The 12,319-nt window shown below is 48.7% G+C and carries 13 protein-coding genes; 2 read left to right on the forward strand and 11 right to left on the reverse strand.

Annotated elements, in window-relative coordinates; translation table 11 throughout:
* Nucleotides 1-12: 12 nt before the first annotated feature.
* From HP568_RS21480 to HP568_RS21530, 11 genes are all read right to left on the reverse strand, one after another.
* Nucleotides 13-750 carry a hypothetical protein gene (locus HP568_RS21480; RefSeq protein ID WP_309142234.1) on the reverse strand — a complete coding sequence of 246 codons (738 nt, stop codon included), beginning with the start codon at nt 748-750 and terminating at the stop codon, nt 13-15.
* Nucleotides 751-758: 8 nt separating this feature from the next.
* Nucleotides 759-1,613 (reverse strand): hypothetical protein, encoded by an 855-nt coding sequence (locus tag HP568_RS21485; RefSeq protein WP_173630184.1) that lies wholly within the window; start codon nt 1,611-1,613, stop codon nt 759-761.
* 15 nt (nt 1,614-1,628) lie between these two features.
* The gene (locus HP568_RS21490; protein WP_173630185.1) at nt 1,629-2,771 is read right to left on the reverse strand and encodes a hypothetical protein; all 1,143 of its coding nucleotides are present in this window, start codon (nt 2,769-2,771) and stop codon (nt 1,629-1,631) included.
* A gap of 30 nt (nt 2,772-2,801) precedes the next feature.
* Nucleotides 2,802-4,235 carry a vWA domain-containing protein gene (locus HP568_RS21495; protein ID WP_173630186.1) on the reverse strand — a complete coding sequence of 478 codons (1,434 nt, stop codon included), beginning with the start codon at nt 4,233-4,235 and terminating at the stop codon, nt 2,802-2,804.
* A 129-nt stretch (nt 4,236-4,364) separates the two neighbouring features.
* The gene (locus HP568_RS21500) at nt 4,365-4,577 is read right to left on the reverse strand and encodes a hypothetical protein (protein ID WP_048035675.1); all 213 of its coding nucleotides are present in this window, start codon (nt 4,575-4,577) and stop codon (nt 4,365-4,367) included.
* 100 nt (nt 4,578-4,677) lie between these two features.
* Entirely contained in the window at nt 4,678-5,613 is a 936-nt protein-coding gene (locus HP568_RS21505; RefSeq protein WP_048031034.1) for a type II secretion system F family protein, read from the reverse strand.
* 4 nt (nt 5,614-5,617) lie between these two features.
* Nucleotides 5,618-6,544, reverse strand: coding sequence for a type II secretion system F family protein (locus HP568_RS21510; RefSeq protein WP_173630187.1), 927 nt, complete (start codon nt 6,542-6,544; stop codon nt 5,618-5,620).
* Nucleotides 6,522-7,910: a TadA family conjugal transfer-associated ATPase gene (locus tag HP568_RS21515; protein ID WP_048031031.1), complete on the reverse strand. Its 1,389-nt coding sequence runs from the start codon at nt 7,908-7,910 to the stop codon at nt 6,522-6,524. Before HP568_RS21515 ends, HP568_RS21510 begins: the two co-directional genes overlap by 23 nt.
* A 28-nt stretch (nt 7,911-7,938) precedes the next feature.
* Nucleotides 7,939-9,096 (reverse strand): CpaE/TadZ family protein, encoded by a 1,158-nt coding sequence (locus HP568_RS21520; RefSeq protein ID WP_048031029.1) that lies wholly within the window; start codon nt 9,094-9,096, stop codon nt 7,939-7,941.
* 3 nt (nt 9,097-9,099) lie between these two features.
* Entirely contained in the window at nt 9,100-9,930 is an 831-nt protein-coding gene (locus HP568_RS21525) for a CpaB family protein (RefSeq protein WP_048031028.1), read from the reverse strand.
* Nucleotides 9,931-10,026: 96 nt separating this feature from the next.
* The gene (locus HP568_RS21530; protein WP_048031027.1) at nt 10,027-10,482 is read right to left on the reverse strand and encodes a prepilin peptidase; all 456 of its coding nucleotides are present in this window, start codon (nt 10,480-10,482) and stop codon (nt 10,027-10,029) included.
* A 144-nt stretch (nt 10,483-10,626) separates the two neighbouring features.
* On the opposite strand from HP568_RS21530, the gene HP568_RS21535 reads away from it, so the two are divergent.
* The gene (locus HP568_RS21535; RefSeq protein ID WP_235617601.1) at nt 10,627-11,010 is read left to right on the forward strand and encodes a thioredoxin family protein; all 384 of its coding nucleotides are present in this window, start codon (nt 10,627-10,629) and stop codon (nt 11,008-11,010) included.
* Between the two features lie 133 nt (nt 11,011-11,143).
* Entirely contained in the window at nt 11,144-12,295 is a 1,152-nt protein-coding gene (locus HP568_RS21540) for a response regulator (RefSeq protein ID WP_173630188.1), read from the forward strand.
* Nucleotides 12,296-12,319: the final 24 nt, after the last annotated feature.

The raw sequence follows: 12,319 nt of genomic DNA on the forward strand, positions 1-12,319 counted from the left end.
CTTATTTGCAAGCTACCTTTCATCGAGCAGCAATCCCCCTGCTATAGCTGCTTCCGCTCTTGCCGCCTCGTCCTTCCATTTATTGACGTACATCATGAACATGACCGCAAAAAACGGAAGAACAATCACATTGAGCAACAACTCAATAAACATAACCGCCCCGAAGGTCGCTGTAATCGACGTGACGAGGAACAAGCCCGCCATACTGATTAGCCATTCCACCACACTCACCAGTAGCAACAGGCCAAAGATTTGGAAGAAATGCTTTTTGCCCATTTCCATGGCAGCTCGCCAAGAGCGCCAAGCCGATTGTTTTTTCAGCACTACAAAAAACGGCGTCAAATAGAACAAGACCATCAGAATCAGCCCGGGTATCATGAACAGCATCATTCCTGTAGAGACAAGAAAGCTAAACACGATCCCAAATACGAACACGGAAAAGCTGTGTTCAAAAAATGCCCGAAATGCCTTTCGAATCGGACGCTCATCGCCATCCAGATCACTTTGGACATACTGGGCAAAAGGGATCTGGAGGATCAGCAAAAACAGAAGAAGTAAAAACAGATTGAAAAAGCTAGCGACGAATTTGGCGCCCGTGATCGCGGCGATCAGATTCAGGTAGTTCAGCGTAAAGTTGTGGATGATAAAAAACGGAACCACGAGCACGGCGGACAAGAGCAGCAACGATTCGATGTTCCGTGCATAAAAACGAATGCTTTCTTTGAAGGGATGCATATGGGTTTCTCTCACCTTTCCTGTTAAGGGTTTCGCAGCTTATCCATCAGCCCGTTTTCCAAGATGGTCATATTAAGCTTCTCGTGGGCCTCCCGCAACTGTTCAACCGAATGGAAAGACTCATGTTTCCCTGTCGTATGCGTCTCAAAGCTCTTCACGGATTCATTGGCAATATTCCGCAGCGTTTTGTCTTTATAAGCAGAGAGCAAGTCGCTCAGCTTTTTTCGTTTCTGCTCCTGTACCCGATCCAGTTCTACTTGATCCGCTTGAAAAAACTGGTAAAGCCGATCCACCGAGTCTTTGATCAGCACCTGTTTGCGAATGCGATCATACAAAATGTAGTCGGATTCAAATAACACATCCCGCAATGCCGTTTCTTCTCCCGCGATGATGTAGTTGCGCGCGAAAAATTGATTGAGCAGATCCATCCCTCGATCATAAATGACACGTAGCTGGTCCCGGCTTTCCATCATGGTTTTGCAAACGTCGATCAGCTTCTCTGCATCTTGCCGAAGCACCGTGTCCATCTTATCCTGGTAACTGGGCAAAAGCGCCCTCAGATACTCGTATTTTTGCTCGTACATCTCGATGGGTTTATCCTTATCAATGGCCAGATTGTTCTTAATCTTGCGCCCCGCATGTGCATGCACCAAAAACAGTTTCACTACGGGCTCTGCTTCATGGCGGCGAACCACTTCACCATCCGGTCGCAACACCAAGTACCCGACAGCGTCTTTTTTGCCCCATTTCCAGTACGCCACATGGTAGTAATATTCTCCGTCAACGTAGGCCGGGTAATTATACAGCTCTGTCCTCTCTAAAAAACGCTTATTCCGCTCGATCTGAGCCTGAACCTGTGGTGTATTCACGACTTTCATAAGCAAGGACCTCCGTTACGCAAATAAGGATTTTACCCAGCCAACAGCTTTACCGACCCCATCCCGGATTCCACGGGTAATCGCTCCTCCGGCTAGCTTGTCAGCGTACTTCACGAGTTTGCTCAATCCCCACAAAACCGCACCAGTGACAACAAGCACACCGCCTACCGCCTGCCCACCTGGGATGACAGAAGCAATGACCCCTGCATCCATCAGCACACTGCCAAAATTACCGACGCCATCCACAAATTTCTCATTTTGTGTAGCTTCATTCTGGCTCGGATCAAACGCCATGCCAAAACTACCGAACGTATCCATGATGTCAAACGGAAGGCTGATCGCTGCTACGCCCACATTTAAGCCCTTTACGATCCCCGGCATTCTGACGCCGGATGGATTTGCCGAATTTGTGAGCTGACCACCTTGGAAAATATCTCGAAAACTGTTATTCGGCAATTGCGCCAACACAAATTGATAGTTGGCCCACGCGTTCATCCCGTCGAGTGAATCGACACCCAATCCTGTTACTGTGTTTACATACGGCGTATTCTTGAAGGCAAGATCAAGGCCTTTTATCGCCAAATCTCCCAAGAACAAGCCTTTGCCACGAAGTCCCGCTGCCATGTCTACTTCGCCATTCATGAGCAAATCAGCGCTGTATGCCAGCGTACCGCCCATGACGTCCTTGAACGTCCATTTGACTGCACCGTATTCAAGCGTCTCCGTCATCGGCTTCGGGCTATCGGGATCAACGCCGGGTTGCTGAGAAGAAGGCATCTGTACATTCGGTGCCGGTGCAGTTGCATTTGGCGCTTGCGGGTTCGAGTAATTGACGTTTGGCCCCTGCAAATCAGGTGCTTGCGGATTTATCTGATCCCAATTTGGTGCTTGCGGATTCGTCCGATCCCAGTTCGGCGCCTGCGGATTTAGCTTTTCCCAATCAGGAGCCTGCGGGTTTAGTTCCCACTGCGGCGCTTGTGGGTTGAGCTGCTCCCATTGTGGCGACTCCAGATTCGGCTGATCCCACTTCGGGGCCTCGTATTGCAGTCCTTGATACTGCATGGAGGCTGCCATGCCCACCAGCGGAAACAGATTCATCATAAGAATCAGAAAAGCGAAAGTAGCCGCTGCCACTGGGCCTCTTAACCATTTCCTCACTTTACAAACCTCCTTTTGGAGATTTCGTCTCTAGTTTGTTTTCGTGTTTTGTGCAAACTTCTGGTTGATCGCATCCACGGCTTCCTTATAGGACTTCTCGTTCAAGGTATCCAGGAATTGCTCCAGTTCATCTGCCTTTTTCTGCGCGATTTCTAGCTGCTCATCGTTCAACTTCCGCAGATGATCGGCGAACTCATCTGAAATCATGTTGTTTGCATCCATGGTCATGATCACAGATGTTAGATCATGATTTTCCCGTTTGGCGATACGGCTCCATTTCAAAGCAAAGTGACTAATGTCGATCGATCGAGAACTACGAGTGGATACGGCTTCGTAGGATGCATTGGCTTTCCACTCTTTCCACTTGTTCGCGATTTCTTTCCCGCGATTGAATTCGTCCTGCAGCTCCTTCTGATCTTGAATCAGAACATAGCGGCCGCCTGCTGCCTTTGCGACTTCTTTCAACTGCTGCTGCCCGGGACCGTCTACACCAAATCCAATCACGTTAATAATCGGCGTAATCTCGGATTGGGCCAACTGTTTGGCAGCTTCGACAGGGTCACCATCGCACGTTTCGATTCCGTCACTGACGAGGAAGATCATATTGGTATTCTTATCTCCCGGTAATTTGCTTAAATCCTTTTTCGCTTCCTGCAAAGAGTAGGCAATCGGAGTGTATCCGGTAGGCTGGAACTGATTTAAAGATTGCTGCAGCTTTTCTTTGTTGTAAGGCTGCATCCCGTACACCAGTTCACTGCTGCCGCAAGATAGTGCTTGATCCGACTCTTTCCCGCTGCCCTTGTGCCCGTATACGCGCAGTGCGACATTCGCCTGTTCCGGCAAAGATTCAGCAAAGGCTTGAATCGCTTCTTTGGCAGCATCCATCCTCGTCTTGCCGTTCGCTTTTGCGGCCATGCTGCCACTCGCGTCCAGGATAATCTCCACATTGTAGCTTTCTTTAAACTTGAACCGCGGATCATCGATGTCCGGATTCCCAAATGAGGCCATCTTCAGTTCATCCATGATTTGTTGCGGATCAGGGTAGCTCTGTGCAAACAGCCCCAACAAGGCAAGGTAGTATTTGTTAATCATTTCTTCGTCCGGGTTTTCAACAGTAGGGAACTTTTTAAGTTCAGGCAATACTTCTTCCCTGTTGTTGTCATACGAAACACCGGAAAAACGTCCTGGCGGCGAATTGACGAAGTCCTCTGTCGTTTCCCGCTTTAGCGGCATTCCTTCCTGTGCCATTGCCTCCAACGCTTTTACCTTTTCTTCTCGCGTCATCTCGGCATTTGGTTCCCCTGTTTGGTCTGGCGGTTGGCTTTGCGTAGGCGGTGTTTCCGTGCTTGGTGGAACAGAAGGATTTTGGCCCTCTGTGTTCTGAGGTGTATCTGCCTCCTGCGAACACGCCGTTAACAGGCTCAACAGGAGGATCACTGCAATTATTCCCTTCACGAGTCTCATCAAAGTGTTACCTCCTGCTTGATTTCGACTTGCTATGTATGAAGCGCCATATGGTTCAGGTGGTGAAGAAGCATTCCTTCACCACCTCTTTTCCATATGCTCATCACCCAAAAAGCATTCAATCGTTGATTAATTTCCGTCTAATTTTTTGATGATATTGCTCAATGTATCCCCAATGGATTCTCCAACGAGTGCGGGGTCCTTATCAAAGTAGGCGATCACCGCACCAAACACAGCGATGACCACACCTGCCAACGCGATCCACTCAATCGCCTGTGCTCCTTTTTCGTTTCTAAGAGCTCCCTGACCTTTTACATACCATTTCAGCATCATGCTTTTCATATAAAATCTACTCCCTTCATGATTTGGATAAATAAAAAATAAAGAACTGTGCACTCCCATCTCGCTGACGGGCATCACCTCCTAGAAGTGAAGCCATGGATCATGGCATGATGTCGGAAAATAAGCTGAAGTTCTGCAAAATATTCAATACCATCAAACCGCCAATCAGGATAATCGCTGTAGGAGTCACGATAAACGTGGTGATCAGGGTTACTTTTGGCGACGCCTTGGCCGCCTTTTCCTTGATCAGCTCTTTGCGGATTCTCCGCATGTTTTCCGCCTGTGCCTTGAACGTGACGGCAATGGGCACCCCTAGGCGCATTCCCTGAATGAGCGCTTTGATCAGCATTTGAAACTCCGGGTTGTCGTTTCTTCGCAGCAATTGTTCATACGCCTTTTCCCTCTGCACACCGAGATCCAGTTCTTGATTGAATCGGGAAAACTCTTCCCGAATCGGCCCTTCAAAAAACTTGATGACTTCGCGCAAAGCCTGATCGAGACTCACCCCCGCCTGAAGAGTCACGCTTACGGTGTCGAGAAATTCAGGCAGGTCATAGCGAAGCTGATGTTGACGATCGCGCGCTTTTTTCTTCAACAGAAGGATGGGTAAAAAATAGCCAATCAACGGCCAAGCGATCAACCCTAGATGCGAGAAGGGAAAGCGAAGAATGAAAAACAGTGTGCCGGCAATGATCCCGAGCAGAGCCATGAAAATTTTGACCCCTTGGAATTGGGCCACGGTCAAATCTAGCGGTCGCCCAGCCTTTAGCAACCAATCCTCAACCTCATGCGACTCACTGAAAAAGTTGATGCGCTGCCCCATGACAGCATAGTCGTCTCCGTACCGAAGCAATCGTTTGACCAGGCGCTCGGATGAGGTTTCCTGCTTGCGCACACCGTAGTTTTTGTTCCCGCTCATCTCATGGACATGTGCGAGCAGTTTTTGCTTCTCGATGGAGTACCGATACCACTCCTTCAAACAGATGGCAAACAGCAATAGAAACAAGAACACGCATGTAATTATGAGAGCATCCATGTTTTCACACCTTTATGTTGGTCACTTTCTTTACGAGGATATAGGACAGGAGTGTTCCGATTACAAACAACCCCAGAAGAAAAAGACCAAATCCGGAAAACAACGGATCAATGAAGCCTTTGTTCATCATGTTCATCATCAGCACCAGGGCAACTGGCATGATTGGCACCAAGATAGAGACGTATCGCTGTTCTGCCGTCATCGTCTTGATTTCCTGATTCACGATGCGGCGATCCTCCAATGTCTCCGCCATTTCTTGCAGCACCTGGCTCAAATTCCCCCCTGCGCGCCGTTGAATCAGCAGGGTAGCAGTAAAGATACGGAATTCTCGCGTCGGAATTCGTTTTTCCATATCAGAGAGCGCCCGGTCAAAGCTGACGCCTAGCTGCAGCTCACGCGCCATACGACTAAACTCATCACCAGCGGGATAATTCATCTCCTTGGCTACCAGTGAAATCCCCTGCGAGAGCGTAAGACCTGCACGCAGCGAGTTGGCCAAAAGGCGACACACTTCAGACAACTGTTCATTCAATCGCTCCTGGTACTTGTTGCGTCGGACAAAGAACAGCACGTTCTGTATGAGATACATCACCGCTGCCCCGATCATGATGTTAAAAGGAAAAGAAATATTCACGATGTTACTGAGCAAGAAGGCGAGCACCATGGTACCTACGATCAAAATTCCGTAAAACTCTGAGGGAGCAAGCGGAAAGTTCGCTTTAATCAGCTTTTTTTGGATTTCTTTGGCATAGGGCGTCTGGTCAAATTTATCTCCCCAAACAATGACGACGCTTTTTCGTTTTCCCTTCACTTCGAACCATTCTTCCGCTTTCTTTTTCCATTCGGTCTTCTTGGCCCGATAACCGAGATACTCGTAGATGCCCCAGATGCCAAACAACACCGCGAGACTAAACAGAATGGGCATGGTCACGTTGCTTCCCTCCTTCCGCCCTGAATATGGATTCATCCAGATTGATTCCAAAAACTTGGAGCCTCTCCAAGCACCGCGGGATTACCCCGGTTGCCGTAAAGTAACCAAGGACTTCTCCTTTCGCGCCAATCCCCTTCCGCTGGAAACGAAAAATCTCGTTGACCTCCACTCGTTTGTCTTCCGTTTTCGCTACTTCCGAAATCGAAACGATTTTACGTGTTCCGTCTGACAGGCGTGTGACCTGGACGATGATATCCAGCGCACTGACGATATATTCACGGACAATCGTGGAGGGCAAATCCATCCCGGCCATAACGACCATCCCTTCCAAACGGTTAAAGGCATCCTGTGGTGAGTTGGCGTGGACAGTGGTCAGCGATCCTTCATGCCCGGTATTCATGGCCTGCAGCATGTCGAATGCCTCTGCACCCCGTACCTCCCCGACGATGATGCGGTCTGGCCTCATCCGCAGGGAGTTTCGCACGAGCTGACGGATCGTGACTTCCCCTGTTCCCTCCATATTGGGCGGGCGTGCCTCCATCCCGATACAGTTGGGGTGAGTCAGCTTCAACTCGGCCGAATCCTCAATGGTAATGACACGTTCATAGTGCGGAATAGCTTTTGCTGTCGCATTCAGCAGCGTCGTCTTACCACTACCCGTACCGCCAGAGATCAGCACGTTCATTTTTGCTTCCACCACGGCTTGAATGAACTGAGACATCGCTTGACTGAATGAACCAAATTGCATCAGATCATCCATCAAGAAAGGCTCTTTGCGGAATTTACGGATCGAAACAAGTGTGCCATTGAGACTGATCGGAGGGATGACGGCATTCACGCGGCTTCCATCCTTCAGCCGGGCGTCGACCATCGGCGAGCTTTCATCGATTCGTCGTCCAAGCGGTGCCACAATCCGGTCCACGATATGCCGCAAGTGTTCCTCGTCGCGAAATTTTAAATCGGTTAATTCCAGCCTTCCTCGTTTCTCGATGTATACCAGATTGTGTCCGTTAATCGAGATCTCCGTGATTTCCGGATCGGCGAGCAGCGGTTCAAGTGGACCAAGCCCCACCGATTCATTGATCAAACGAGTAAGCAGGATATCCTTTTCATTTCGCGGAATGACTACTTTTTCTTCCGACATGTATTGGGAGACGAGACGTTCGATTGCGAGACGCATCTCATCTGAACGAAGGCTGGTCAGTCTCTCCAGATTGGTCTCCCGCAAGAGTCGGGTCTTGTAGTGCTCAGCCAGCTCGTCGATGTACGGATTGAAGGAAGGAGCTGCTAATGTGGCAGCGAGTGTCGTCTGCTTTGCCTCATCCCCTGGCGCTGTCTGCTCTTGCTTTCGTCGGAATAAAGCCATCTAACTCCCACCTTTTTGAACTTGCTCTTTATGACAGTTTTTTGAGTACCCATTTTCGGATGTCTTTCGCAGCCGGAGAGAGCTTCTTCTCATTCGCTTCCTTTTGCAACGGTCGGCCTTGATTGACAGCAGCTTGCACTCCTTGATGATCTCTACTGATTTCAGCGGTAATCGGTGCGGTGAATAATCCTTTCAAATCAGACACATTCAGTTCGTTATCCCTTCCCACCTGATTGACGACCACTTCGAGCCTGCCTGCGGTATCAATTCGCAGACGTCGGAACAAGTCTTCCACGAGTCGGTAAATTTGAACGGACGGTGTATCCAGATTCATCACGTAATAAATCATGTCCGACTCTGACAAAGCGGCAAAGGTAAGCTCGTTCATGTGTGTTGGCAGGTCGATAATGACAAAGTCATAGCTGCGGCGGCTAGCGCGGATCAACCTGGTGACAAATGCCTCGGACATATTCTCCGCCGTCTCGGCATCACGCGGGCTGACGAGCACCTCCAGCTTGGAATGGTTCTCCCTCTGAGCTACGTTGCGAATATGAAATTCGTTGATTTCGTCCATAACCGGCATGAGATCGCCCAATGTACGGTTGTTGTCAAAGGACAAGAAGGTTTCGATTCCACCGTATTGAAGATTGAGATCGATGAGCAGCACACTGGCCGTAGATTCCAGCTTCAACGCTTGTGCAAAGCCCGTTGCTAGTTGGGTTCGTCCGCTTCCCCCTTTTCCGCTGTAAAAGGAGTACACCTTTCCCCGCCCTCGAACGAAAGCTTTGCCGGATGCATCTGTGCCCTTTTTTCTCTGTTTGATCTGGGATAAATCTGATATTTTGTCGAGACGATCGGATAACAGGTTGAGCTCATCAGGCATCACGATGTATTCCACCGCACCCGCGCGAACGACATCTCGCAGCAGGACAAAGTCCTGTTTTTCCGTGAGATAAATGAGGATGCCCTCCGGGAGCTCGCCTTGTATGTACTGCACCAACTCTACTCCCGCTCCGTCTTCTGGCTGCACAAGCAAAACGACATCGGGTCCAATCCGGTCAATTTCTTTTTTCACTTCGATGGAAGTCGTGTAGCGCACTTGCTCATACGGGGTCAAAATGTCCCTCAGCATGTCTTTTACAGAGTCGTAATCCGCAACGACGAGAATCTTCATATCTTTGTTCATGACTTACCCTCCGGTTTTCGGTGGTTGATTAGTTGGCTGTGGTGGTACCGAAGTTGGTTTCGTTGGAGGCTGGGCCGGAACCGTCGGTGGTGTCTGTACTGCCGGCTGCCCTGCTGCTGGTGGTGTGACAGGCGGTGTCGCAGGCTTGGCTTCAGCAGGTTTGCCAGGCGGTTTTGTTTGTTCCGGCTTGGGCTCCACAAACGGATCGGGAATACCCAAGTCTCCTTTGCCCACATTCGCTTTTAAAATGCGAACCATCTGGGCATAATGCTGCTGGTGAATGAATTTCGGCGCTTCCTCAAACGGCAGCTCAAGAGCTACCCCCTTGAAGCTGTTCTCCGATTTGGCCACCATCGCGACTGGCACGTCTTTCATGAACACTTCCGTCACCGGCTTCCCGTTCACCTCATGCGAGATGATGATGTCCACCCGATCTAACGCCTCCAGCTCCTGGTCAAAGACGACATTGCTCGATGAAAACACCGTTACGAGCCTGTTGTTCTGGTCCCGCACAACATTGGCTGGCTTCATGATGTTTTTGGTGATGACGTCTCCCTTTGACAAGGGAACGATCGTAACTTGATTTTTCAAACTGGCTTTATCGATAACGTACGAATCATCCGCGTACTTTTTGGGGATTTCCCTTACCGTCAATTGGTCGGGTTGAATCAGTGCCCGAGATGGAATATCTGCATTTGCTTCGTATATTTCCACCATTTCACCCAGTTGCGCATTCAAATCCTTGATTTTTTGCAGAAACAGAAAGCCCGCAAGTGCAGCAAGTAGGAACGATAATACAAGAAAAATAATTGCCCTACGTTTTGATTCCAACATCAGAAGATTCCCTCTCTTTTCCGAAAAATCCATTCATGTTCATACTTTGTCGTTTTATTGCCAAGATTCTGAACCCACCAGCCCATGAGAAAGGCACTAGGAATACATGATCATGACCAACATGATACTGGTCCCACCGGCGACAAATGGAGCCAACGGGATCTCTCGTCCGAGCTTCATCCTGCCTGTCATTTTGGCGATGGCCCACATGGGAAGCACACTGACTCCCGCAAGCAGATACGTAAGCACGAGCACGACCAACCCCGCTTGCCATCCAACCGCCGCGCCGACCAAAGCGAGCAGCTTAATATCTCCTCCGCCCATCTGACCGTTGCTGATCACCGCCATAAGTAATGAAATTCCCCCCAGCACAATAACTCCCATCGCATAAGTCAGCCATTTCTCTGGATGAAGGTATGCATGCAGAACGAGAAAATATACAATTCCCGGAAGCGTCAGCCAGTCGTAAATGAGACGGCGGCGTAGGTCGGTATACATAGCGACTGCCATTACGAAAAGAATGGGAATGATGACATACCAAGATAACACCATATGTCCTCCTTCCTGCTTTTTGAGGAAAATTTCACCATTACAGACTGTGCATTAGGGAAAATTGTTGCAAAAATATCCAACTTTTTTAATGTTTTTTTGGAAAAGCGCTTTCATTCCCTTGGAGATTACCTCCGTTGTCGTTTCATGAGGCAAACTTTTTTTTATGCTATTCTAGTAGAAATGTACGGCGACGAAAGGTGGGTATACCGAACCATGCAGGAGTATCTCGAACTGACTGAACTACTTGCAGAGATTGAACGTCATCCGACGAGTCTGTTGTTTATAAAAACGGCAAACTGTGGTGTTTGCGATGTCACCTACGCTAGAACGGTAGAACTTCTGAAACAATATCCACAAGTGAAAAGTATGGTGGTATCTATGGAGAAAATACCCAATCTTTCCGGAGAGTATCTCGTATTTACTGCTCCAGCTATCCTGCTGTTTATGGACGGAAAAGAAGTATTTCGGCAAGCCCGGTTTGTATCATTTGACGAGCTTGAGCGTGTTCTGACCTCCATCGCTTGCTAAAAATTCACATTTCCTTTCACTGTAAAGGTTTGGATAACCTCTCTTTTGATGATAGAGTAGAGAGTATGGACAAATCAGAGTGGTAAGAAGACACTCTGTTGCATTTTATCGTTTTTTGAAGGAGAGACAGTGGATGAGAGCCTTATTGGTAGACGACGAGCAACTACCCTTGATGCATCTGCAACGATTGCTAGAAAAAGATGTTGGCGGCGTTAAGGTAGTCGGAGCCTACACCAATCCTCTCGAAGCGATCGACCAAGCAATATCCCTTCAACCAGATGTCGTATTTTTGGATATTAATATGCCGCGCATCAGTGGACTGGAGATCGGAGAACGTCTGCAAGGAATCGATAACTCCCCGGAGATCGTATTTGTCACAGGGTACGATAAGTACGCCGTTGATGCTTTTGAGCTGTGCGCACTGGATTACATCATGAAGCCCGTACAGCTTCAACGCTTGCAAAAGACAATGGACCGTCTGCGTGAGAGAATCAAGTCCGCGCAGGAAGCCGAGCCTGTTAAAGAAGAATCAGTCGTTTCCATCCAATGCTTCAACAGTATTTTGTTTCACCAGTCAAATCAGGAGCCGCAGGAGATCAAGTGGCGCACGAATAAAGCCCGCGAGCTGTTTGCGTATTTGTTGCATCATCGCAACAAAATGATTGACAAGGATTCGATTATCGAGCTTTTGTGGCCGGACTATGATGGAAGCAAAGGCGTGACCCAGCTATATACGACGATTTACCTCATCCGGCAAACCTTGAAACGCTATGGTCTCCAAACGATATCGATCAACAAAGGCAATTTAGAAGGCGGCTATAAGCTGACGATTGATTCAGCTACGATCGATGTGGAGGAATGGGAGAATCGTCTCAAACAATTACTCCCCCTCTCTCTTGCCAATATGCAGGAGTATGAGCAAATGCTAGCGACGTATACAGGCGATTATTTCGGAGACTACGACTATTTGTGGGCAGAGTACGAGCGGGAAAGACTCCGCAGAATGTGGCTACAGCTCGCTAAAACGATGAGCAGCTTCTATTTGGGACACGGCAGAGTACAAGAAGCGATCAACGTCAACCAACGCATTCAGCATTTGCACCCGCTTGAAGAGGACAGCTACATGATCTTGATGCAGTTGTACGCTTCTTTGGACGATTATGCGGCAGTAGAAGAACAGTATCAACTCTTGACCTCTCGGTGGGAGACTGAACTCGGCTCTGCTGCAAACGAACATATTACCAAGTGGTATCACATATGGAAACAGGAGACTGAACAAAAGTAATAATACTCTCTCACTAGATTTAGG

It is taken from the genome of Brevibacillus sp. MS2.2, from assembly GCF_013284345.1.
Classification (GTDB): Bacteria; Bacillota; Bacilli; order Brevibacillales; family Brevibacillaceae; genus Brevibacillus; species Brevibacillus brevis_C.